The following is a 23,562-nucleotide window of genomic DNA, read 5'->3' as shown; positions in this document are numbered from 1 at the left end:
CACCTCACGCCTCCTCCCGCACGGCATCCACGCAGCCACGAACCCCGAAAGGCACCCCATGACCGACCTCCGTCTCGGCGTCCTCGGCTACGGCCTGCGCGGCTCCCTCGCCCGCACCGCGCACCGGCCCGGCGCGGGCTCCCGCGTCACCGCGCTCGCCGACCACGACCCCGCCGCCCGCACCGCCGCCGCCCTCGCCTTCCCCGGCGCCCGGACAGCCGCCGACCACCGCGAGGTCACCGAGGACCCCGATGTCGACGCCCTGGTGATCCTCACCCCCGACCACACCCACACCGAGCTGACCTGTGAGGCGCTGCGCGCGGGCAAGCCCGTGTTCGTGGAGAAGCCCCTCGCCATCGACGTCGAGGGGTGTGACGCGATCCTGCGCGCCGCGTACGAGAGCGGCACCCGTCTGTACGTCGGGCACAACATGCGCCACATGCCGGTGGTCCGGCTGATGCGGGACATCGTCGCGCGCGGCGAGATCGGCACGGTCAAGACGGTCTGGGTGCGCCACTTCGTGGGCTACGGCGGCGACTGGTACTTCAAGGACTGGCACGCCGAACGGCGTTACACCACCGGCCTGTTGCTCCAGAAGGCCGCCCACGACATCGACGTACTGCACTGGCTCGCGGGCGGCTACACCCAGCGGGTGCAGGCGCTCGGCGACCTCATGGTCTACGGCGACAACCCGCACCGTCGCGCCCCGGGCGAGCCCAAGGCCGACGACTGGTACACCAAGGACGGCCACTGGCCCCCGGACACCCAGCGCGCCCTCAACCCCGTGATCGACGTCGAGGACGTGTCGCTGGTCAACATGCGCCTGGACAACGGGGTCCTCGCCGCCTACCAGCAGTGCCACTTCACGCCCGACTACTGGCGCAACTACACCGTCATCGGCGACGCGGGCCGCCTGGAGAACTTCGGCGACGGCCCCGGTGGCGTGGTGAAGGTGTGGAACAGCGGGCGCTCGCCGCACCGGGAGCGGGGCGACGCCGAGTACCCGGTGCCGGACGCCGAGAACGCCGAGAACGCCGAGAACGCCGAGAACGCCGAGGACACAGCGGGACACGGCGGCGCGGATCCGCTGCTCGTCGACGAGTTCGTACGGTTCGCGCGGGACGGCGGCGTCACCGACACCTCGCCGGTGGCCGCGCGGATGGCCGTCGCGGCGGGGGTACGGGCCACCGAGTCGCTGCGGGACGGCGGTGCGCCGCGCGCGGTGCCGGAGCTCGACCCGGAGCTGGCCGCGTACTTCGATCGGGGGCAGTCGCGCTAGTCCGTCCGGGCCCGGGAACGCGCGGCCCGCCTGGGGTCTGAAGGAAAGCTGCGGCCGCGCTTAAGAAATCCTCGATGGACCCGCGCGGCGAGGTACGGAAGATTGCTGTGCGTCGGTGTGCGACCGGTGCGGGTCACCGGTACGGGATGTACAGGAGCTGTACGGGCCGCCGGCACCCCCCCCAGACGCACGACAGGAGCCGACGCGTGAAAGCGCTGGTCAAGGAGAAGGCAGAGCCGGGTCTCCGGCTGATGGACGTCCCCGAGCCGCAGGTGGGCCCCGGCGACGTCCTGATCAAGGTGTTGCGCACCGGGATCTGCGGCACCGATCTGCACATCCGGGCCTGGGACGGCTGGGCACAGCAGACCATCAAGGCGCCGCTGGTCGTCGGCCACGAGTTCGTCGGTGAGGTCGTCGACACCGGCAGGGACGTCGCCGACATCAAGGCCGGGGACCTGGTCAGCGGCGAGGGCCACCTGGTGTGCGGCAAGTGCCGAAACTGTCTGGCCGGGCGCCGCCACCTGTGCCGTGCGACGGTCGGCCTCGGCGTCGGGCGCGACGGGGCGTTCGCGGAGTACGTGGCGCTGCCCGCCTCCAACGTGTGGGTGCACCGGGTGCAGGTCGACCTCGACGTCGCGGCGATCTTCGACCCGTTCGGGAACGCCGTGCACACGGCGCTGTCCTTCCCGCTGGTCGGCGAGGACGTACTGATCACCGGCGCGGGGCCGATCGGCCTGATGGCCGCCGCCGTCGCCCGGCACGCGGGCGCCCGCCACGTCGTCATCACCGACGTCAGCGAGGAGCGCCTGCAGCTCGCCCGCAAGACCGGCGTCAGCCTCGCGCTCAACGTCGCCGAGTCGACGATCGCCGACGGCCAGCGCGAACTCGGCCTGCGCGAGGGCTTCGACGTCGGCCTGGAGATGTCCGGCAACCCGCGCGCGATGCGCGACATGGTCGCCAACATGACCCACGGCGGCAAGATCGCCATGCTCGGCCTGCCCGCCGAGGAGTTCGCCGTCGACTGGTCCCGCATCGTCACCTCGATGATCACCATCAAGGGCATCTACGGCCGCGAGATGTTCGAGACCTGGTATGCCATGTCGGTGCTGCTCGAAGGCGGCCTCGACCTCGCGCCCGTGATCACCGGACGCTACGGGTACCGGGACTTCCAGGAAGCCTTCGACGACGCGGCGAGCGGCCGCGGCGGCAAGGTCATCCTCGACTGGACCGTCTGAGCCCCGGGCCGCACCGCCCGCGCCCGGCTCCGCCCGCTCGTCCCCGCACCCCTCGTCCCGCACTCCCGAAGGACTCCCTGATGTTCGACTCCGTACGCGACGCCCTCGCCGCCGACCTCGACGAGATCCGCGCCGCCGGTCTGTACAAGCCCGAGCGCGTCATCGGCACCCCGCAGTCCGCGACGGTCTCCGTCACCGCAATGGGATCTCCCCTGCTCGAGCGAAGCCGAGAGCTCGGGGAAGGCCGCCCCGGCGACGTCCTGAACTTCTGCGCCAACAACTACCTCGGCCTCGCCGACCACCCCGAGGTCGTCGCCGCCGCCCACGAGGCGCTCGACCGCTGGGGCTACGGCATGGCGTCCGTGCGCTTCATCTGCGGCACCCAGGAGGTGCACAAGGAGCTGGAGGCCCGGCTCTCCTCCTTCCTCGGCCAGGAGGACACGATCCTCTACTCCTCCTGCTTCGACGCCAACGGCGGCGTCTTCGAGACCCTCCTCGGGGCCGAGGACGCGGTGATCTCCGACGCCCTCAACCACGCCTCCATCATCGACGGCATCCGGCTCTCCAAGGCCCGCCGCTTCCGGTACGCCAACCGCGACATGGCCGACCTGGAGAAGCAGCTCAAGGAGGCCACCGAGGGCGGCGCCCGGCGCAAGCTCGTCGTCACCGACGGCGTCTTCTCCATGGACGGGTACGTCGCGCCGCTGGCCGAGATCTGCGACCTCGCCGAGCGCTACGACGCCATGGTCATGGTCGACGACTCGCACGCCGTCGGCTTCGTCGGCCCCGGCGGGCGGGGCACGCCCGAGCTGCACGGCGTCATGGACCGCGTCGACATCATCACCGGCACGCTCGGCAAGGCTCTCGGCGGCGCGTCCGGCGGGTACGTCGCCGCGCGCGCCGAGATCGTCGCCCTGCTGCGCCAGCGCTCGCGTCCCTACCTCTTCTCCAACACCCTCGCCCCGGTGATCGCGGCCGCCTCCCTCAAGGTGCTCGACCTCCTCGAGTCGGCCGGGGACCTGCGTGAGCGGCTCGCCGCCAACACCGCGCTGTTCCGGTCCCGGATGACCGAGGCGGGCTTCGACATCCTGCCCGGCGACCACGCCATCGCGCCCGTCATGATCGGGGACGCCGCCGTGGCCGGGCGCATGGCCGAGCTGCTCCTGGAGCGCGGCGTGTACGTCATCGGCTTCTCCTACCCGGTCGTGCCGCAGGGGCAGGCCCGCATCCGGGTGCAGCTGTCCGCGGCACACTCCACGGAGGACGTGAACCGGGCGGTGGACGCGTTTGTCGCGGTGCGGGCGGAGCTGGCCTAGCTCCTCGTGGGGCGCCCCGGTCCCCGGTGCGGGTGGGACGGGGCGCCGCCGATCGGCGCTTCGCGCCTCGTCCTCAATCGCCGGACGGGCTGGTGGGAGAATGGGTGCATGATCGAAGCGCGTCGGCTGCACATCCTCCGCGCGGTGGCCGACCACCGCACCGTCACCGCAGCGGCCGCCGCCCTCTACCTCACCCCGTCCGCCGTGTCGCAGCAGCTCACCGCCCTGGAGCAGGAGACGGGCCACCGCCTGGTGGAGCGCTCCGCGCGGGGCGTCCGGCTGACGCCGGCGGGCGAGATCCTGCTGGCGCACACGAACGCCGTCCTGGCACAGCTGGAGCGCGCCGAGGCCGAGCTGGCCGCGTACGACGCGGGCAGTTCGGGCACGGTGACGCTCGCGTCGTTCGCCACCGGCATCGGACTCGTCGTCGCCCCCGCCCTCACCCGCCTCGCGGAGACCGCCCCCGGCATCCGCGTCCGCGTCCAGGACGCCGAGGGCGACGCCAGCCTGCCGATGGTCCTTGACCGGCAGGTGGACGTCGCGGTGGCCGTGGAGTACCGGGGCGCGCCCGGGGCGGACGACTCGCGGCTGACGCGGGTGCCGCTGTACGCGGAGCCGTTCGACGCGGTCCTGCCCGTGGGCCACCGGGCCGCGGACAGCGAGCGGGTGCCGCTCGCCGAGCTGGCGAAGGACCCGTGGATCGGCCCGTTCCCGGGCAACCCCTGCCACGACGTGGTGGTCCTGGCCTGCGAACAGGCCGGGTTCCAGCCGGTCCTGGAGCACACGTCGGACGACTTCCGGGCCGTCGTCGCGCTGGCCTCGGCGGGCGCCGGGGTCGCCCTCGTACCGAGGTCCGCGCTGCGCGGGATGGACATGGCGGGGGCCGTGGTCCGGCCGGTGGACGGGATCACGCCCACGCGGCGGGTGTTCGCGGCCGTGCGGCGCGGCGCGGAGACGCATCCGCTGATCGCCCCGGTGCTCGGCGCCCTGGGGGACGCCGCGGAGTAGCCCCCGGCGGCCCCTTCTCCGTCCGGTGCCCCGCCGCACCACCGGAATTTCGCGTTCGGAACTTCGCAACGACGTATTGACCCTGTGGTCGGCGAGTCATTAGCGTGGCGGACACCGTGTCAGAAAGCGCTTTCTGAAGCGTGCGGGGCGCAGGGTGTGCGCGCCGTGCGCGAGGCGCGTGAGGTGCTTTCGCGAGGCGGTTCCGGCAGCAACTCGAGGTAGCCCTGACGACTTTCGCCGACGTTCCGGGGAGTCCACCGTGAGTCAGCGCGTCCTGTCCCGTACTGCCCCGAAGGAAGCGGCGGGTGTCGCCGAGCGCACCCGGCCCGGCCCGCGCCGTCGCGCCCTCGACGCGGCCGAGAAGACCTGGCGGCCGCTCGCCCTGCTGCTCGTGTGCTTCGGCGCCTGGTGGGTGATCGCCGCCGCCGGCTGGGTCGAGTCGTATCTCCTGCCCACCCCCGGCGCCACCCTCGACGTGATCGTCGACAAGCCCGGCTATCTGTGGGAGCACGGCTGGGTCACCACGTACGAGACCCTGCTCGGCTTCCTCATCGCCGTCGGCGTGGGCATCCTCAGCGCCGTGGTGATGGTGTACTCGTCGACCGTCGAGAAGACCCTGTACCCGATCCTGCTCTTCGCCCAGGTCGTGCCGAAGATCGCCATTGCGCCGCTGTTCGTCGTCTGGCTCGGCTTCGGCATCGGCCCGAAGGTCCTGATCGCCGTCCTCATCGCGTTCTTCCCCGTGGTGATCTCGATGGTGACGGGACTGAAGGCCGTGGACCCGGAGATGCTCCAGCTCTCCGCCACCATGGGCGCCCGGCCCTGGCAGACCTTCCTGAAGATCCGATTCCCGGCCTCGCTGCCGCATCTGTTCGCCGGCCTGAAGGTCGCCGTCACGCTGGCCGTGACCGGCGCCGTCGTCGGCGAGTTCGTCGGCGCGAACGAAGGCCTCGGCTACGTCATCCTGCAGGCCAACGGCAACCTCGACACCCCGATGCTGTTCGCCGGGCTGCTCGTGATGTCGCTCATCGGCGTCGTCCTCTTCGTCCTCGTGGAGATCGCCGAGAAGCTGCTCCTGCCCTGGCACGCGTCCCGCCGCGACACCGCCGCCACCATCACGCTCTGACGCGAGAAGGGCCGACCCCATGCACGCGACGCGCAGAAACCGACTCCGCACCGGCCTCCTCCCGCTGCTCCTGGTCTCCGTCACCGCGACGGCCTGCGGCGGGGACGACAAGACCACCGTCAGCGACTCCGGCGAGAAGCTGGACAAGGTGACGCTCACCCTCAACTGGTATCCGTACGGCGAGCACGCGCCGTTCTACTACGGCAAGCAGCGCAAGATCTTCGAGAAGCACGGCATCGACCTGGAGATACGCGCCGGACAGGGCTCCCAGAAGACGGTGCAGGCGACGGGCACGGGCCGCACCGACTTCGGCTGGGCCGACACCCCGGCCGTCCTCGCGGGCGTCGACCAGGGCGTCAAGGTCAAGAGCCTCGGCGTCTACCTCCAGACCACACCCGCGTCCGCGCAGTCCTTCGCCGCCGAGGGCATCGACGCGCCCGCCGACCTCAAGGGCAAGACCGTCGCCGGCACCGCGGGCGACGCGCTCACCAAGACCTTCCCGATCTTCCTGCGGAAGAACGGCATGGACCTCGACGACGTCCAGGTCCAGAACACCGACCCGGCGGGCAAGATCGCCGCGGTGATCTCGGGCCGGACGGACGCGCTCCTCGGCTACGCCAGCGACCAGGGCCCGATCATGCGGAACAAGGCCAAGAAGGACGTCTCCTACCTGCGCTTCTCCGAGCACGGCCTGAACTTCTACTCCAACGGCCTGATCGCGGGGACCAAGACCCTGCGGCGCGGCGGCGACCTCGCCCGGCGCATGTCCGCAGCGGTCAGCGAGTCGTGGGCCGCCGCCGAGAAGTCCCCGAAGCCCGCCGTCGCCGCGATGGAGGGCGCGTCCGAGCAACTGCCGCCCCGCGAGGTCCTTTCGGAGCAGTTCAAGACCACGCTGACGCTGCTCCACACCGACGCCACCCGGGGCAAGGCGCCCGGCGCCAACACCGAGGCCGACTGGAAGCGGACGATCGACATCTTCGCGGAGGCGGGCATGGTCAAGAGCCCGAAGCCGGTCGCCGAGTACTGGGACGCGGCCAACGGGGTCGAGGGATGACGCAGCCGACGGGATCCGGGGACAGCGGGGGCAGGGGATGACGACGGTGAACGACACGGCACTGAACAAGTCCGACGCGGCGCCCGGCCGGACCGCCACCGCGCCCGCCGTCCGCCTGGACGGCGTCTCCGTCCGCTTCCGTACGAAGAGGAAGGACGTCACCGCGCTCACCGACGTCTCCCTCGACGTGCCGCGCGGCGAGTTCGTCGCCATCGTCGGTCCTTCCGGGTGCGGCAAGTCCACGCTCCTCAAGCTCGTCGCCGGGCTGCTCGCGCCGTCGGCGGGCGCGGCGCTGCTCGGCGGCGAGCCGGTGCGCGGACCGCGCCGCGACATCGGTTACGTCTTCCAGCGCGCCGCCCTCCTCGACTGGCGCTCGGCCCGCCGCAACATCCTGCTCCAGGCAGAGATGCGCGGACTCCCCGCGCCCGCGGCCCGAGCCCGGGCCGACGAGCTGATCCGCATGACCGGCCTCGACGGCTTCGAGGACGCCTATCCGCACGAGCTGTCGGGCGGCATGCAACAGCGCGTCGCCCTGTGCCGCGCCCTCCTGCACGAGCCGCCCGTCCTCCTCATGGACGAGCCCTTCGGCGCCCTCGACGCCCTCACCCGCGAGCAGATGAACGTCGAGCTGCACCGCATCTGGCGCGAGACCGGCACGACGGTCCTCCTGGTCACCCACTCCATCCCCGAAGCCGTCTATCTGGCCGACCGCGTCGTGGTGATGAGCCCACGCCCGGGCACGGTGACCGAGGTCATCGACGTCGGACTGCCCAGGGAACGGGCGTACGCGGCCACGCTCGCGTCGGCCGGGTTCCGCGAGGCGACGGGGCGGATCCGGGAACTGCTGGGGGCGGCGGGGGCGCACGAGTAGGGGGTTCGCGAAGGGCCCTGGCCTCCATGTCATCCCGTATGTGGGATAGCATCCTGAATATGGGAATCGATGGAGAGGTGGCCGACTCGGCCCCCGACGGTGACGTGGACGCCCGGCTCGCCGCCCGACTCTCTGGACTGCGGGCCGAACGCGGCTGGTCCCTGGGCGAGTTGGCGGAGCGCAGCGGCGTCAGCAGGTCGACGCTCTCGCGGGCCGAGCGCGGTGAGATCAGCCCGACGGCGGCGATCCTGAACCGCCTCTGCGGCGCCTACGGCCGCACCATGTCGCAGCTCCTCAGCGAGGTCGAGGCCGAGCCCGCGCGGCTCGTGCGCGTCGCCGAGCAGGCCGTGTGGGCGGACGAGGCGTCCGGCTTCGTGCGGCGGTCGGTCTCGCCGCCGCACGCGGGCCTGCGCGGCGAAGTGGTCGAAGGCACGCTCGCACCCGGCGCCGACCTGGCGTACGACCGGCCGCCCGTGCCCGGACTCGAACAGCACATCTGGGTCCTCGCCGGCGAGCTGGAGGTGACGGTGGGCGGCGTGCCGCACGCGCTGGCCGCCGGAGACTGCCTGCGGTTCCGGGTGTGGGGCGCCACCCGCTTCCGGTGCGGGGGCGAGCGGTCCGTGCGCTACGCGCTGGTGGTGGTGGCGCCGTGACCGCGACCGCGTTCCTGGAGGCCGACTGGCTGACGGCAGATCAACTTTCTTCTCTGGCATGGGAATTGGGCGATCTACTGGTCGACGCGGTGGATGGTGGGGCGTCCGTCGGGTTCCTCGCCGGGCTCGACGGTGAGAGCGCCGCGGGCTGGTGGCGCGGCCGGGCGGCGGACGTGGCCGCAGGGCGCGTCGCGACTTGGGTCGTCCGCGAGGCCGCCCCTGGGGCCGCCCCCGAGGCCGTGCGCGACGGCGGTGGCGCAGGCGACCGCGACGCCGGACGCGCCCCTGACGCCGGACGTGTCCGAGACGACGCACGCGCCCCTGACACCGGACGCATCACCGCCACCGTGAGCCTCGCCTTCCCCGACAAGCCCAACGCCCGCCACCGCGCCGAGCTGGTGAAGCTCCTGGTGCGCCGCGACGCGCGCGGCCGGGGCCTCGGCAGGGCCCTGCTCGCGCTCGCCGAGCGGGAGGCCGCGCGGGCGGGCGTGACGCTGCTGCTCCTGGACACCGAGACGGACAGCCCCGCCGAGACCCTGTACGCCTCGGCGGGCTGGACCCGCGTCGGCGTCGTGCCGGACCACGCGGCGGACCCGGCCGGAGTGCCGCGCCCCACCACCTTCTTCTACAAGAGCCTGGTCCAGGGCCCGGGCGAGGCCCTGGACCAGGTGCGGCAGCCGTAGCCGCCCAGTACCCCGGCGCCGCCGGACTCAGTACCGCAGCGCCGCCAGATACCGATAGCTGTTCCGTGCCGTCACGAACGGGTCCGCGGGGTTGTCGTGTTCGACCAGCCACTGCCGCACCCCGCCCCTGCGCGCGTGGTCGAACATCGCGCCGAAGTCCAGCGTTCCCGATCCCACGTCGGCGAAGTCCCCGTTCGCGGCCATGTCCTTGACGTGCAGCGCGGGGAACCGGCCCGGATGCCGGGCGAAGTAACTCCCGGGATCGGCACCGCCCTTGACGGCCCAGTACACGTCCAGTTCGAAGCCGACGAGATCCTGGTCGGTCTCCGTGACGAGGATGTCGTACAGGTTCACGCCGTCGACCACGACGTGGTCCGAGCCGTGGTTGTGGAAGAGCAGCCGGCCCAGGCCCGCGTCGCGTGCCGCGCGCCCGATCCGGTTGAACTCCCGTGCCGCCTCCCGGAATCCGGCGGGCGAGTGCAGCGCGCCCGGCAGGCTCGGCACGACGGGCCAGGCCGCGCCGAGCGTGTGCAGGTCCTCCAGGGCCTGGCCGAGGCCGGGGCCGCGCAGCACGTCGTACGCGACATGTTCGAGGACCGCGTCAAGGCGGACGTCGTCCAGCATCCGCCGGATCGCGGCCGCCGAGTGGCCGTGCCGCCCGCTGACGCCGACCGTCGCGTAGCCCATCGCGGCGAGCCGCTCCAAGGTGCCCGGGAAGTCCTGCGCGAGGGCGGTGCGCATCGTGTAGAGGTGCATGCCGATGCCGCCGCGCGGGATACGACGGCACGGTCGCCCCGGCCCGCCCGCGGCCCGCGCCGGGGCACCCGTCGCCAGACCCGCCGCGAGCCCGAGGGACGCACCGAGAAGGGCCCGCCTGCCCCAGCCGCTGTTTCTGGTCGTCGAGTCGTCCATGGCGTCCTCCTCACCTCACCGTGATCCGGACCGAGCCGGTCGTCGTGTCGCCCTTGTTGTCCGTGACGGTCAGCCGTGCCGTGTACGCGCCCGCGCGCGGGTAGGCGTGCTCGGCGGTCGGCCCCTCGGTGCCGCCGGGCTTGGAGTTGTCCCCGAAGTCCCAGTGGTACGAGGCGACTTCGCGCCCCGCGGGAAGCTGCGGCTTGCCGGTGAGGCGAACGGTGAGCGGCGGCGCTCCACTGTCCGGGGCGGCCGTGACCGTCACCCGGGCGTGCGGGCTCTTCTCCACGCCGGGGCCGTTGAAGTGCAGCCAGTCCACGGTGAACAGGTCCGGCTTGTCCTTTGCCCACTGCGGGTTGGTGAACACGGCGTACAGCTTCGTCGTGCCGTCGTGGCGGGCGAGCTGCGTGGTGGGGGAGACGAAGTTGCTGTAGCCGCCGGTGTTCGGCACCGTCACCTTGCCCAGGAGCCTGCCCGTCGGCGAGCCCGCCCGGAACTCGACGTCGCCGCCGAGCCCGCCGGAGGCCGCGCCGACCGTCACCGAGTCCACGCCCTTCAGGTGCACCGGGTCGAAGGCGACCCAGTCGCCGTCCTCGATCTCGATGAGCCGCTTCCCGCCGGACGCGTCGGGACGGCTGCCCGTGTCCGCGCCGCCGTGCGCGCCCCCGGTGGCCGTGCGGTGCTCGGCCTCTCGCAGCGAGGTCCGCAGTGTCAGCGAGTCGGAGCCGGTGAGGGCGGGCACGCCGGGCGTGCCCTGGTCCGTGTACTGGGCGGTGATGCCGTAGTACAGGTTCTGGCCGGGGCCGTGGCTGTCGCCGGCGTCCGTGACGATCTCGCCCTTGCAGCCGGTGTGGTTGTCCAGCGGGTGCAGATGAGAGTCGTGGCCGAGCTGGGACTGGACGACGACCTTGGAGCAGTCGATCTTCCGGTCCTCGGGGTCGGTGACCTTCACTGTGAACGGAATGGTGTCGCCGAAGCTGAACATGCCGCCGTCCGGCGGCTGTTGGACCGTGACCGTCGGCCGGGTGTTGCCGACGGTGACCTCCCGCACGGCGAGAGCGGTCAGCTCGCCCGGCCCTGTGACCTTCAGGCGCGCGGTGAACCGGCCCTTCTTCGTGTACGTGTGGGTCGGGTTCGCCGCCGTGGAGTCGGTGCTGCCGTCGCCGTCGAAGTCCCACGCGTAACGGACCGGCTTGCCGTCGGGCAGACCCGAACCCGCGCTGGAGAACTCCACGTCGAGCGGCGCCTTGCCGTTGTCCGGCGTGGCGCTCACGCGGGCGTCGGGCAGCCGCTTGTCCGCCACATAGTCGATGCGGTAGATGCCCGCGCCCTCGTTGCTGCCGCCGCGGCCCGTGCCGCTGCCGAGCCCGAAGTCGATCACGTACATCGCGCCGTCCGGACCGAAGTCGGCGTCGAAGGGCTGGTTCCACTTCATGTCCGGGAAGATCCCGTTGATCGAGTGCAGATCACCCGACTTGGCGGGCGGGAACCGCGGATCGGTGAACTCCTGGTCCTTCTCCTGGATCGAGAACGCCTTGAACCACTGCCGGGTCAGCTCATACGTGAACCACTTGCCCTCGAAGTACTCCGGGAACTTCGTCCGGTACGGGTTGTCGGCGTCGTAGTCGTAGACCGGTCCGCTCATCGGGCCGCCGCCCCCGGTGCCCAGCTCGGGGAAGCGCTCGGAGGCGGAGTAGGCGTACCAGACGTCGGCGGCCCGCGCGGGCGGCAGGTCCCGCAGGCCCGTGTTGTTCGGCGAGTCGTTGACGAGCTTGCCGCAGTCGAACTTCGCGCCGGGCTTCTGGGCCGCGAAGTCGTAGTCGTTGAAGGGGGTGTTGTCGCCGACGCAGTACGGCCAGCCGTAGTTCCCGGCCTTGGCGATCCGGTTGAACTCGACCGTTCCCTCGGGGCCGCGGTCGGGCACGGCCTGCCGCGCGTCCGGGCCGTAGTCGGCGACAAGGAGCGCGCCGCTCACCGGGTCCGTGGTGATCCGGAACGGGTTGCGCAGGCCCATCGCGTAGACCTCGGGACGCGTCTTGTCCGTGCCGGGTGCGAGCAGGTTGCCGTCCGGCACCGCGTACGTCCCGTCGTCCTTCGGCGTGATCCGCAGGACCTTGCCGCGCAGGTCGTTCGTGTTGCCCGAGGTGCCCTGCGCGTCCCAGGCGCGGCGCCCCTCGCGCTCGTCGACCGGCGTGAAGCCGTCCGACGCGAACGGGTCGGTGTTGTCGCCCGTCGCGACGTACAGATCGCCCCTCTTGTCGAAGGCGATCGAGCCGGCCATGTGCGAGTTGGCCCGTCCCTCGCCGCGCAGCGTCGGAATCGTCAGGAGCCGCTTCTCCGAGGCCGGGTCGACCTTGCCGCCCGCCTCCGTGAACCGCGACAGGTTGAGGCGTTTCTCGGTCTTGTCCGAGTGCAGCAGATACAGCCAGTGATTGGCGCCGAAGTCCGGGTCGAGGGCGAGCCCGAGCAGACCGTCGGACTGGCTCGTCATCTCCGGCGTGTAAGCGAAGTCGAGCGCCGTCGTGACCTTCAGCGTCTCCTGGTCGATCACCTTCAGCTTGCCGGTGCGCTGGGCGAAGAACACCCGCCGGTCCGGGGCGACCGCCAGTTCGAAGGGGTCGGCGAGATCCTCGGTGACCAACGGCGTCCGCTGGAACGCGCCCGTCTTCGTCGCCGTGCAGTCACCCGCCTTCGCCCCGGCCGCCCACTCGATGCCGCCCAGCAGGTGACGCAGGAACGCCTGCTCCGAGAACGCCGCGGACGCGTGCCCGCCGGCCGTGTACCAGGATCGGCCGCCGTCGTAGTTCTGGCACCACGACCACGGGTGGTCCACGCCCTCGTCGAGTCCCTCGACCCCGTCACGCACCTTGATCTGGGCGAGCGTGTGCACCTTCCCGGTCGGGTTGGCGCGCCAGTCGTACCACTCCTCCTCGCGCTCCCACAGTTGCGGCAGCCCCTTCGTGGACGGGTGCGCCCGGTCGAGAACCTTGACCCGGCCCTTCTGCACCGGCGGATGCTTGTCGAAGATCGCCCCGACGAGCCCCTCGTACCAGCCCCAGTCCCGCTCGCTCGCCGACGCCGCGTGCAGTCCCACCCAGCCGCCGCCCCCGCGCACGAACTTCTGGAGCGCCGCGCGCTGCGCCGCGTCGAGCAGGTCGCCCTTCTCCGGCGTCGAGTTGGTGTTGTTGAACACGATCGCCTGGAACCGGGCGAGGTTGGCGTCGGTGAAGGCCGCCGCGTCGTCGGTGGCCTCCACCTCGAAGCCGTTCTCGGCGCCCAGCTTCTTGACGGCCTCGATGCCCGCGGGGATGGACTCGTGCGGGTAGTTGGTCACCTTGGAGAAGACCAGGACCCGGAAGGCGGCGGCGGCCTGCGCGCGCGGCGGCGAGGACAGGCCGAGGCCGATGAGGAGGGCGAACAGGGCGAACAGGGTGAGAGGGACGGTGAAGGGTCTGGACACGCGGGCACTTCGCGTGGAACTCATGGCGCTCCCTGGGCTTGGACGGCTGCCGGTAGCCGGGTGTGCGGTGAGTCGCTGGTGCGCGGCGGAGTGCGCGGAACGGTGGGCCGATCGCCGTGGAAAGCGCTTACTCCACAAGGTTGTTCAGCGTAGGTTCTGCTTCCCTGGAGGGTCAATGGGTCGGTGGGGCACCGGCGGCACGGGGGTTGACGTTCCACTGGCGGGGGAGGGAGTGCCGGGAGAGACGAGTCCCACCGCACAGCAGAGGAGTGCTCCGATGCCGGACCACGACCACGCCGACGGGGCGCCGGTCACGTACACCGCGGGGCTGCTGACCGCGCCGGACGGCGTGCCCGTCGCCACGTACACCTGGCTGCCCGCCGGGAGCAGGCCCCGCGCCGTCGTGCAGATCGCGCACGGCGCGGCCGAACACGGCCTGCGCTACGAACGGTTCGCCCGCCATCTGGTCGCGCACGGGTACGGGGTGGTCGCCTCCGACCACCGCGGCCACGGCGCCACCGCGCGGTCCACCGGCGGCTACGGCGTGACCGACACGGCCGACCCCGACAGCGGCGCCGACGCCTGGCGGGCGATCGTCGACGACCTCAAGGCCATCGGCGACCAGGTGCGCGCCCTGCACCCGGACGTCCCCGTCGTCCTGCTCGGCCACAGCCTGGGCTCCCTGCTCGCCCGGGACTACGCCCAGGAGTATCCGGACACGCTCGCGGGCCTGATCCTCTCCGGTACGTTCCGCTCGCTGCCCGGAGCGGAGACCGAGGTCGCCGCCGCGCGGCTCGGCGAGGAGATCGCCAAGGGCGGCCGGGCGGCCCGGTCGTCCTTCCTCGCCGAACTCTTCGCCTCCTTCAACGACCCCTACCCCCGCCGCACCGGCTTCGAATGGCTCTCGCGCGACGAGGCTGAGGTCGACGCCTACGCGGCCGACGACGCCTGCGGATTCGCCTTCTCGGCGGGCCTCACGCTGGACTGGGTGCACGCCGTCCGCAAGATCAACGACCCCCGGAACCTGGCCCGCGTCCCCGCCGACCTGCCCATCCACATCGCCATCGGCACGGAGGACCCCTGCAACCAGGGGATGACGCTCGTGTACGAACTCCTTGAGGACTTCCGGTACGCGGGCGTACGGGACTTGACCTGGAAGGGGTACGAGGGCGCGCGGCACGAGATCCTCAACGAGACGAACCGGGACGAGGTGCAGCGGGACCTCACGGGGTGGCTGGACGCGCGGATCCCGTAGGCCCGAGGCGGGCCCGAGCCGCGGACCTGGCCTGCCGCCGGGGCCCGCGGTCCGGCCCGGCGGGCGATTGTCAGTCGGCTTGGCTACGGTTCTGGCCATGGTCAACGCCGATGATGTACGCCGTACCGCGCTCGCCCTGCCGGACACGACGGAGAAGCTCGCCTGGAGCATGCCGACGTTCCGCGTCGCCGGGAAGATGTTCGTCACGCTCCCCGAGGAGGAGACGTCCATCGCCGTCCGCTGCCCGAAGCTGGAACGCGACGAGTTGGTGCTCGCCGAGCCGGACAAGTTCTGGATCGCGGACCACGAGGCGAGCTTCGCCTGGGTCCGAGTCCGGCTGAAGGCCATCGACCAGGAGGAACTGTCCGACATCCTGGCCGACTCGTGGCGACAGGCGGCGCCGACTCGATTGCTGGAGAGCTACCCGGAGTTGGGGGTTCCGGCTGGGGAGTAGCGGGGAGACTCGGCGTCGGCCGGGGGGGGAGCGGGGATCTGGGCGTGCCCGGGGAGTGGCTGGGGCGCGGTGCTCTGGGAGGCTGCCGGAGATGGGCGGAGCGGCGGCCTGGGCGGTGCCCGGGAGGTGGCCGGGGTGGTGATCTGCGCGATGCCCGGACTGCGGCTTGAGTGGCGGCCTGGGCTCTGACCTGGGTGTGTCCGGGCAGCAGTCGGGTCGGTGGCCTGGGCGGTGTCCGGGCGGCGCGTAAATCCGGCTGAGTGTGGCCGGATCGCGTGGCATGATCCGGCGTCGTGCCGTCGGCGGTCAGCGGTCAGCAGCGCTCAGCGGAGGGGCAGGTCGGGTATGTCAGGGGTGGCATCGGGGGGTTCGGGGAATTCAGGGGAGTCGGACGGATCGGGGATACCGGGCGGATCTGGGATAACGGGGGGTTCGGGGGATGCACGGAGTTCGGGGGGTGCCGCCGACCCACGGGGCTCGGGGGGTGCCGCCGACCCAAGGGGCGCGGCGGGCTTGCCCGAGTCGGGGCAGTCGGGGTCGGCGGCGAACCCGCCCGGCCTGGCGAAGCCGGGGGCACTGGGCGAGTCGAGGGCGCTGAGCGGGCCGGGTGAGTCGGGGGTTCGGCTCGGCCTCAGGGGCCCGGGGAGGGCCGGGGGCGGGCTGTGGTCGCGGGATTTCGGGCTCTTCTTCGTGGCGCGGGCCATCGCCAAGCTCGGCGACACGATGCTGCCCGTCGCCCTCGCCGCCGGGATGCTGCAACACGGGTACGGCGCAGGGGCCGTGGGCCTCGCGATGGCCGCGACCGCCGCCTGCTTCGCGAGCCTCGTCATCTTCGGCGGCGTCTTCGCCGACCGGTTCAGCACCCGGCTCCTGATGATCGGCGCCGACGCGGTGCGCCTCGTCACCCAGTCGCTCGCCGCCGTCTTCTTCCTCACCGGCCACGTGGTGCTGTGGGAGATCTGCCTGATCGGCGCGGTCAACGGCGCCGCCGCCGCGGTCTTCCAGCCCGGAGTAGCCAGTACCGTGCCCCGGCTCGCCGCCGACGTGCAGAAGGCCAACGGCGTGATCCGCGTCGCCGAGTCCGGCGCGCAGCTCGCGGGCCCCGCCGTCGCGGGTGTCCTCGTCGGCGTGGCCTCGCCCGCCGCCGTCTTCGCCGCCCACGCCGGTACGTACGCGCTGAGCGCCCTGTGCCTGCTGCTCCTTGGGCTGCCGCCCGCCGTGCCCGGCAGTCACGCGGCGAGCCTCGGGTTCAAGAAGGATCTGGCCGTCGGGTGGCGGGAGTTCCGGGCCAGGACCTGGCTGTGGGGCGTCATCGCCATCTGGTGCGTCCTGATGATCACCGTCACGGGTCCGACGACACCGCTGGTCGCTGTCACCGTCGTCGAACAGCACGGCTCGGGGGCGTACGGCCTGGTCAACTCCGCCCTCGGCGCGGGCACCGTCATCGGCGGGGTGATCGCCCTGCGGCTCCGGCCCCGGCGGATGCTGCGGGCCGGGGCGTTCGCCCTCGTCGGCTTCGCCGCGTTCCCGGCGTCCGTCGGGGCGCAGGCCGGGGTGGGGCTGATGGTGGTGGGGGCCGTGGTCGCGGGGGCGGGGACGTCGTTCTGGGCGGTGATGTGGGCCACCAGCGTGCAGACGCAGGTTCCGCCGGATGTGCTCAATCGCATTCACGCCTACGACGTCGCGGGGTCGTTGGCGATGTTGCCAGTGGGGCAGGCGTTGGCGGGGCCTGCGGCGGCCGCGTTCGGGGCGGAGCGGGTGTTGCTGATGGGTGGGGTGATGGTGCTTGTGGTGTGTGGGGCGTTGTTGGGGGTGCCTGCGATACGGGGGTTGGTGCGGGTGGGGGTGGGGCCTCGCGGGTGCGCCCCAGTCCCGCCCCTTCCCGAAACTGGGGGCTCCGCCCCCAGACCCCCGCTCCTCAAACGCCGGAGGGGCTGAAAATCTCGCCGGTGCAGCCGGCTTCCGGCCCGCCCCGGCTGAGTTCCAGCCCGTCCGGCGATTGAGGACGAGGCGCGGAGCGCCGATAACAGGGTCCGGGGCGGAGCCCCGGTTTCGGGAAGGGGCGGGATTGGGGAGAGCCCCCGGCAGGGCACCCCGCCTCAGCCCAAGAACCCCCCGATCCGTCCGCGCAGCGACCCCGCATCCAACCCATGCGCCCGCACATGCTCCTCAACCCGCCCGTACCGCCGCAGCTCCCCCCGCCCCACCCCAAGCCCAAGCACCCGATGCGGCACATCCACGAGCGCGTCGTTCGCGGCGGCCGTAGACGTACCGGCAAGGTAGGGCTCGACCAGCACGACGTCGGCCACCCCGCCCGACACCGCCCGCCGCAGGGCCGCCCCGTCGAACGGCCGCACCGTCGTCGCGTACAACACCGTCACATCCATCCCCTCCGTGGCGGCGAGCACCTGATCGAGCAGCGGCCCCACAGCGACCACGACCCCGCCCCGCCCCTCCCGCACGGTGCGGAACCCCACGCCGTCCACCGCCATCGGCGCGGCGTTGGCCTGCACGGAAAGCCGCACGTACACCTTGTCGTCGCCCGCGGCGACCGCGTGCCGCAGCAGCGTCTCGGCCTCGTCGGGGTGGCCCGGCACATGCACGGTCCAGCCGTCCAGCGTGTCGAGGAGCGCGACATCGCCGGGCGACATGTGCGTGAACCCGCCCTCCGGCCAGTCGAACGACGCGGCCGCGCTGACCAGGACGCCGCCCATGCCCTGATGGCCGAAGTCCAGCTTGATCTGCTCGAAGGGCCGCTCCACCAGGAAGCTCGCGAAGGTGTGCACGACGGGCCGCAGCCCCGCGAGGGCGAGCCCGGCGCCGGCGCCGACGAGCAACTGCTCCCGGATGCCGACGTTGATCACCCGGTCCGGATGAGCCCGCATCGCGTCCTTGAAACCGTCCACGCCGATCTCTGCGAGCACGACGGCGACGCGCGGATCCTCGTCGAGCAGCCGCGTCATGACGGGGGCGAAACGGTCACGCATGGTGTCCATGAGGAGGTTGTCCTTCCGAGAGGGAGGGGAGAGGGGTGAGGGGTGGGTGGAGGAGGGGAGGGAGGGGGAGGGACGGAGAGAGGAGGCTGGGCCCGGGCCGGACGCCTCACGCCGACTTGGGCTCCACCCGGGCGATCACCGCATGCGGCCGCCCCGGGTGCGCCACCGTGAACGCCTCGTACAGCGCCTCGTGATCCCGGCCGTCGACGGTGACCGCGGACCACCCGGCCGCCTCGAAGCGGGCCGCGATGCCGCCGGGGCGGGCGTAGGACGCCGAGGCGTTGTCGATCACCAGGGTGTGCAGGCGTTCGAGGCCCGCCGGTCCGGCGTAGGCGATGGCCTCGTGGTTGCTGCCCTCGTCCAGCTCGGCGTCGCCGACGAGCACCCACACGCGCGGGTCGGTGAGGGCGCGGGCCCGCAGGCCGAGGGTCGTGCCGACGGCCAGCGGCAGGCCGTGCCCGAGCGAACCGCTGCCGATCTCGGCGCCCGGGACCAGGACGCGGTCCGGGTGGTGCCCCAGCGGGGAGTCGTACGACCCGAAGCCCTCCAGCCAGTCGACGGGCAGGAAGCCCTTGGCGGCGAGCACGGCGTAGTAGGCCATCGGGCCGTGTCCCTTGGACAACAGGAACCGGTCGCGGCCCGGATCGTCCACACGGGCGGGTGTGACCCTGAGCACGCGGTCGTAGAGCACCCACAGCGCGTCCAGCGTGGACGTGGCCGCGGGGCCGTGCTTCTCGTCGCCCGTCATGAGGCCCATCAGACGGGGCAGGTCCGCGTACGTGAACGTGTGATCCGTTGTCGTCGTCATGCCGACGAGCGTGCAACTTGAACTTGGCTTGAGGTCAAGCGGAGGAAAGGCGTGAGCGATCACAGTCCGGAGTGCGGTATTGTTTCGGTGCGCGTTCGGCCAGGGGAAACCCCAGGTCAGCGGGCAACGGGACGTGGCGCAGCTTGGTAGCGCACTTGACTGGGGGTCAAGGGGTCGCAGGTTCAAATCCTGTCGTCCCGACCATGTGTCTCACAGGTCGGAGGCCGTTCTCGCCGTAAGGCGGGGGCGGCCTTTTCCGTGCGTGGTGGCTCTTGGCCGTGGGACGCCACAGGCGGTCTTCCGTGGCTTTCGGTACTCGCCAAGCGTGATCGCCGCTGGTCGGGGAGCGGTCGTACGCCCGGCCCCGCGCCGGTGGCCTTGCTCACTCCGCCGTGCCGCCCTCCCGCCGAGCGATTAGGCTATGCCGGTTGTTTGGTTCCAGGACCGGACAACCCCAGGCAAACCGGGAGTGGCACGGCGAGCTCCCGGGGATCCGCGGCCTTCGACGATAGGACCCGATGGAAGCCACGCGCGCGAACGCTGAGCTCAGCCTGCTCGAAGCGGAGATGAGCGAACAGTTCGAGGAGCCGGCCTTCTTCACCACGGGGAGCGCCGCCGAACCGCGCACCCTGGTCGACATCCTCGACGCGACAGTGCGGGCATACCCCGACGAACCCGCCCTCGACGACGGCACCCGCCAGTTGACGTACCGCGCCCTGGCCGCCGAGGTGGAACAACTGCGCCGCGGGCTCGACGCCGCCGGAGTCGGCCGGGGCGACCGCGTCGGTGTCCGCGTGCCGAGCGGCACCAACGAGCTGTACGTCGCGATCCTCGCCGTCATCGCCGCGGGCGCCGCCTATGTCCCGGTCGACGCCGAGGACCCCGACGAGCGCGCCGATCTCGTCTTCGGCGAGGCCGACGTGCGGACCGTCATCGGCGCCGGGCACACCTTCACCGTCGACAAGCCCGCCGATGTCCCGGCCGGGCGGCCCGGACCCGACGACGACGCGTGGATCATCTTCACGTCCGGCTCGACGGGCAAGCCCAAGGGCGTCGCGGTGAGCAACCGCAGTGCCGCCGCGTTCGTGGACGCCGAGGCCGCCCTGTTCCTCCAGGAGGAGCCGATCGGGCCGGGCGACCGCGTCATGGCCGGTCTGTCCGTCGCGTTCGACGCGTCCTGCGAGGAGATGTGGCTGGCCTGGCGCCACGGCGCCTGCCTCGTGCCCGTCCCGCGCGCGCAGGTGCGCAGCGGCGCCGACCTCGGGCCCTGGCTGCTGGAGCAGGAGATCACCGTGGTCTCCACCGTGCCGACGCTCGCCGCCCTGTGGGAGCCCGAGACCCTCAACGACGTACGCCTGCTGATCTTCGGCGGTGAAGCCTGCCCGCCGGAGCTCACCCAGCGCCTGGTCACCGAGGGCCGCGAGGTGTGGAACACCTACGGCCCGACGGAGGCGACGGTCGTGGCGTGCGCCGCCCTCATGACCGGCGACGAGCCGATCCGGATCGGGCTGCCGCTGAACGGCTGGGAGCTGGTCGTCGTCGACGAGGCGGGCCGGCCCGTGCCGATGGGGGAGAGCGGACAGCTCGTCATCGGCGGCGCGGGACTCGCCCGCTACCTCGACCCGGAGAAGGACGCCGAGAAGTACGCGCCCCTGGAGTCGATGGGCTGGCGGCGCGCCTACCGCAGCGGCGACCTCGTCAAGGCCGACCCCGAAGGCCTGATCTTCCTCGGCCGCACCGACGAGCAGATCAAGCTCGGCGGCCGCCGCATCGAACTCGGCGAGGTCGACGCCGCCCTCCAGGCCCTGCCCGGCGTCGCGGGCGCGGCCGCCGCCGTCCGCACCGCACGCGGCGGCAACCAACTGCTCGTCGGCTACCTCGTCCCCCAGGACGGCTTCGACCAGGCGGCCGCCGTCGAGAAGCTGCGCGCCGAACTGCCCGCCGCCCTCGTGCCGTTGCTCGCCCCCGTCGAAGACCTGCCCACCCGCACCTCCGGCAAGGTCGACCGCAACGCCCTGCCCTGGCCCCTGCCCGACCTCGACACCGGCGGCAAGGCCGAGCAGCTGTACGGCACCGAGGCATGGCTCGCCGAGCAGTGGAGCGAGACCCTCGGCATCCCCGTGACCAGCGCGTCCGACGACTTCTTCGCGATCGGCGGCGGCAGTCTCGCCGCCGCCCAGCTCACCACCCGGCTGCGCACCCGCTACCCGAGCGCCGCCGTCATCGACATCTACGAGCGGCCCGTCCTGCGCAAGCTCGCCCGCCGCCTGGAGAAGTCCGCGCAGGACGACGGCGCCGCCCGCGAGATCGCCCCCGTGCCCCTGCGGACCCAGGCCGCCCAAGTGGCGCTGCTGCTCCCGCTGTTCACCCTCGTCGGGCTGCGCTGGACGGTCGCGCTCGCCGCGCTCGGCAACGTCCTGCACCACTTCGGCGCCTACCCGTGGGCCCCGTCCGCCTCCTGGTGGCTGATCGCCGCCGGTGTCCTCGTCCTGTACAGCCCGCCCGGACGCCTCGCCCTCGCGGCGGGCGGCGCCCGGCTCCTGCTGCGCGGCGTCCAGCCCGGCAGCCATCCGCGCGGCGGCTCCGTGCACCTGCGCCTGTGGACCGCCGAACGCCTCGCCGAGTACAGCGGCGCGACCTCCCTGACCGGCTCCTGGCTGGAGCGGTACGCCCGCGCGCTCGGCGCCAAGGTCGGCTCCGAGGTCGACCTGCACTCGCTGCCGCCGGTCACCGGGCTGCTCAAGCTCGGCCGCGGCTGCGCCGTGGAGACCGAGGTGGACCTGTCCGGGCACTGGCTCGACGGCGACCGCCTTGAGATCGGCGCGATCAAGGTCGGCGCGGGCGCCGTGGTCGGCACCCGCAGCATCCTGTTCCCGGGCGCCCGCGTCGGCAAGCGCGCCGAGGTCGCCCCCGGCTCCGCCGTGCGCGGCCAGATCCCGACCGGCCAGCGCTGGGCCGGATCGCCCGCGGGCAAGCTCGGCAAGGCCAAGCGCGACTGGCCGGGGCAGCGCCCGCCGCGCGCCGCGCACTGGCGCGCGATGTACGGCATGACGGGCATCGCCCTCAGCCTCCTGCCGGTCGCCGCCGCCGTGCCCGCGCTGTTCGTCGCCCGCGCCTTCGTGCCCGCCGACGCCGCACTCGGCGACGCCGTGCGCGGCGCGCTGCTCGCCCTCGCCCCCGCGACCCTGGCCTTCGGCCTCGCCTACGCCCTGCTGATCCTCGTCGGCGTCCGGCTGCTCAGCCTCGGTCTGCACGCGGGCACCCGCCCCACCCACAGCCGCATCGGCTGGCAGGCGTGGACCGTCACCCAGCTCATGGACCTGTCCCGGCAGACGCTCTTCCCGCTGTACGCCGGGCTCGTCACCCCCGTCTGGATGCGGCTGCTCGGCATGCGCATCGGACGCGGCGCCGAGGTGTCCACCGTGCTCGCGCTTCCGAGCCTGACCACGGTCGGCGAGGGCGCGTTCCTCGCCGACGACACCCTGACCGCCCCCTACGAACTCGGTGGCGGCTGGGTGCGCATCGGCCGCGCTGAGATCGGCCGCCGTGCCTTCCTCGGCAACTCCGGCATGACCGCGCCCGGCCGTTCCGTGCCCGACGACGGCCTGGTCGGCGTTCTGTCGGCCACCCCCAAGAAGGCCAAGAAGGGCAGCTCCTACCTGGGCCTGCCGCCGGTCAAGCTGCCCCGCGCGGCGGCCGGATCCGACGACAGCCGCACCTACGCGCCGCCCGCCCGGCTCAAGCTGGCCCGGGCGCTGGTCGAGGCCTGCCGGATCGTCCCGGTGTTCTGCTCGGCCGCCCTGGTGATCTTCGTGGTCGCGCTGCTCGCCGCGGCCGCCGAACACGGCCTGTGGCTCGCCGCGCTGCTGTCCGGGGCGGTCCTGCTCGCCGCCGGGGCACTCGGCTGCCTCACCTCGGTCGTGGCCAAGTGGCTGCTCGTCGGCCGCCACCGCACCGGCGAGCACCCGCTGTGGTGCGGCTTCGTGTGGCGCAACGAACTCGCGGACACCTTCGTCGAGATGGTCGCCGTGCCCTGGCTCGCCGGAGCCGTCCCCGGCACCCCGGTCATGAACCTGTGGCTGCGCGGCCTCGGCGCGCGCGTCGGCCGGGGCGTCTGGTGCGAGAGCTACTGGCTGCCGGAGACCGATCTCGTCATTCTTGAGTCCGCCACCAGCGTGAACCGCGGCAGCGTTCTGCAGACGCACCTCTTCCATGATCGGATCCTGCGGACGGATACTGTGGTCCTCCGTGCGGGCGCGACGCTGGGTCCGGGCGGAATCGTGCTGCCCGGCAGCGAGATCGGAGCCCGTTCGACCCTGGGACCCGCGTCCCTCGTGATGGCGGGCGAGTCGGTTCCGGCGGACACCCGCTGGCTGGGCAACCCGATCGAGGCCTGGCGCCCCTGAGGCGGCGGGCCGCGTCGCGGGACAGCACGCGCGTCACGTCGTACGA

Annotated in this window: 17 protein-coding genes and 1 tRNA gene; 14 read left to right on the top strand and 4 right to left on the bottom strand. The window is 72.4% G+C overall.

Annotation, left to right across the window (positions count from 1 at the left end; genetic code table 11):
• Positions 1 to 58: 58 nt before the first annotated feature.
• The 9 genes from ACZ6BG_RS33795 (at position 59) to ACZ6BG_RS33755 (ending at position 9,225) form a co-directional block, all read left to right on the top strand.
• Complete coding sequence (locus tag ACZ6BG_RS33795) at positions 59 to 1,279, top strand: Gfo/Idh/MocA family protein (RefSeq protein WP_469008600.1); 1,221 nt, start codon at positions 59 to 61, stop codon at positions 1,277 to 1,279.
• A gap of 206 nt (positions 1,280 to 1,485) precedes the next feature.
• Positions 1,486 to 2,514, top strand: a complete 1,029-nt coding sequence (gene tdh / locus ACZ6BG_RS33790; RefSeq protein ID WP_469008598.1) for an L-threonine 3-dehydrogenase — start codon at positions 1,486 to 1,488, stop codon at positions 2,512 to 2,514.
• A gap of 80 nt (positions 2,515 to 2,594) precedes the next feature.
• Positions 2,595 to 3,830: a glycine C-acetyltransferase gene (locus ACZ6BG_RS33785; RefSeq protein ID WP_469008597.1), complete on the top strand. Its 1,236-nt coding sequence runs from the start codon at positions 2,595 to 2,597 to the stop codon at positions 3,828 to 3,830.
• A gap of 108 nt (positions 3,831 to 3,938) precedes the next feature.
• Positions 3,939 to 4,838 carry a LysR family transcriptional regulator gene (locus ACZ6BG_RS33780; protein ID WP_469008595.1) on the top strand — a complete coding sequence of 300 codons (900 nt, stop codon included), beginning with the start codon at positions 3,939 to 3,941 and terminating at the stop codon, positions 4,836 to 4,838.
• A gap of 259 nt (positions 4,839 to 5,097) precedes the next feature.
• Complete coding sequence (locus ACZ6BG_RS33775) at positions 5,098 to 5,964, top strand: ABC transporter permease (RefSeq protein ID WP_469008590.1); 867 nt, start codon at positions 5,098 to 5,100, stop codon at positions 5,962 to 5,964.
• 19 nt (positions 5,965 to 5,983) lie between these two features.
• A complete protein-coding gene (locus ACZ6BG_RS33770; protein ID WP_469008586.1) occupies positions 5,984 to 7,018 on the top strand; it encodes an ABC transporter substrate-binding protein in 1,035 nt (344 codons plus the stop codon).
• A 37-nt stretch (positions 7,019 to 7,055) separates the two neighbouring features.
• Positions 7,056 to 7,889, top strand: coding sequence for an ABC transporter ATP-binding protein (locus ACZ6BG_RS33765; RefSeq protein WP_469008584.1), 834 nt, complete (start codon positions 7,056 to 7,058; stop codon positions 7,887 to 7,889).
• Positions 7,890 to 7,948: 59 nt separating this feature from the next.
• Positions 7,949 to 8,542 (top strand): helix-turn-helix domain-containing protein, encoded by a 594-nt coding sequence (locus ACZ6BG_RS33760; RefSeq protein ID WP_469008582.1) that lies wholly within the window; start codon positions 7,949 to 7,951, stop codon positions 8,540 to 8,542.
• A complete protein-coding gene (locus ACZ6BG_RS33755) occupies positions 8,539 to 9,225 on the top strand; it encodes a GNAT family N-acetyltransferase (RefSeq protein ID WP_469008580.1) in 687 nt (228 codons plus the stop codon). Before ACZ6BG_RS33760 ends, ACZ6BG_RS33755 begins: the two co-directional genes overlap by 4 nt.
• Before the next feature lie 27 nt (positions 9,226 to 9,252).
• Here the strand turns inward: ACZ6BG_RS33755 and ACZ6BG_RS33750 are convergent, their stop codons facing one another.
• Both ACZ6BG_RS33750 and ACZ6BG_RS33745 read right to left on the bottom strand, forming a co-directional pair.
• A complete protein-coding gene (locus tag ACZ6BG_RS33750; protein ID WP_469008577.1) occupies positions 9,253 to 10,137 on the bottom strand; it encodes a sugar phosphate isomerase/epimerase family protein in 885 nt (294 codons plus the stop codon).
• Positions 10,138 to 10,147: 10 nt separating this feature from the next.
• Entirely contained in the window at positions 10,148 to 13,621 is a 3,474-nt protein-coding gene (locus ACZ6BG_RS33745; RefSeq protein WP_469008575.1) for a ThuA domain-containing protein, read from the bottom strand.
• A 253-nt stretch (positions 13,622 to 13,874) separates the two neighbouring features.
• Here ACZ6BG_RS33745 and ACZ6BG_RS33740 point away from each other — a divergent pair, with 253 nt between their 5' ends.
• From ACZ6BG_RS33740 to ACZ6BG_RS33730, 3 genes are all read left to right on the top strand, one after another.
• On the top strand, positions 13,875 to 14,852 hold the full coding sequence (locus ACZ6BG_RS33740; protein ID WP_469008574.1) for an alpha/beta fold hydrolase: 978 nt from the start codon (positions 13,875 to 13,877) through the stop codon (positions 14,850 to 14,852).
• A 97-nt stretch (positions 14,853 to 14,949) separates the two neighbouring features.
• Positions 14,950 to 15,306 (top strand): MmcQ/YjbR family DNA-binding protein, encoded by a 357-nt coding sequence (locus ACZ6BG_RS33735; protein ID WP_469008571.1) that lies wholly within the window; start codon positions 14,950 to 14,952, stop codon positions 15,304 to 15,306.
• 660 nt (positions 15,307 to 15,966) lie between these two features.
• Entirely contained in the window at positions 15,967 to 17,244 is a 1,278-nt protein-coding gene (locus ACZ6BG_RS33730; RefSeq protein WP_469008991.1) for an MFS transporter, read from the top strand.
• A gap of 161 nt (positions 17,245 to 17,405) precedes the next feature.
• On the opposite strand, the gene ACZ6BG_RS33725 is transcribed toward ACZ6BG_RS33730, so the two are convergent.
• Positions 17,406 to 18,302 carry a transketolase family protein gene (locus ACZ6BG_RS33725; protein WP_469008569.1) on the bottom strand — a complete coding sequence of 299 codons (897 nt, stop codon included), beginning with the start codon at positions 18,300 to 18,302 and terminating at the stop codon, positions 17,406 to 17,408.
• A 106-nt stretch (positions 18,303 to 18,408) separates the two neighbouring features.
• On the bottom strand, positions 18,409 to 19,110 hold the full coding sequence (locus ACZ6BG_RS33720; protein WP_469008567.1) for a transketolase: 702 nt from the start codon (positions 19,108 to 19,110) through the stop codon (positions 18,409 to 18,411).
• Positions 19,111 to 19,237: 127 nt separating this feature from the next.
• On the opposite strand from ACZ6BG_RS33720, the gene ACZ6BG_RS33715 reads away from it, so the two are divergent.
• Together ACZ6BG_RS33715 and ACZ6BG_RS33710 are read left to right on the top strand one after the other, a co-directional pair.
• A tRNA-Pro gene (locus tag ACZ6BG_RS33715) sits at positions 19,238 to 19,314 on the top strand.
• 314 nt (positions 19,315 to 19,628) lie between these two features.
• Positions 19,629 to 23,516: a Pls/PosA family non-ribosomal peptide synthetase gene (locus ACZ6BG_RS33710; protein ID WP_469008565.1), complete on the top strand. Its 3,888-nt coding sequence runs from the start codon at positions 19,629 to 19,631 to the stop codon at positions 23,514 to 23,516.
• Positions 23,517 to 23,562: the final 46 nt, after the last annotated feature.

Source organism: Streptomyces sp. NPDC041205 (assembly GCF_055591765.1).
This window is presented reverse-complemented; position numbering and strand designations above follow the sequence as displayed.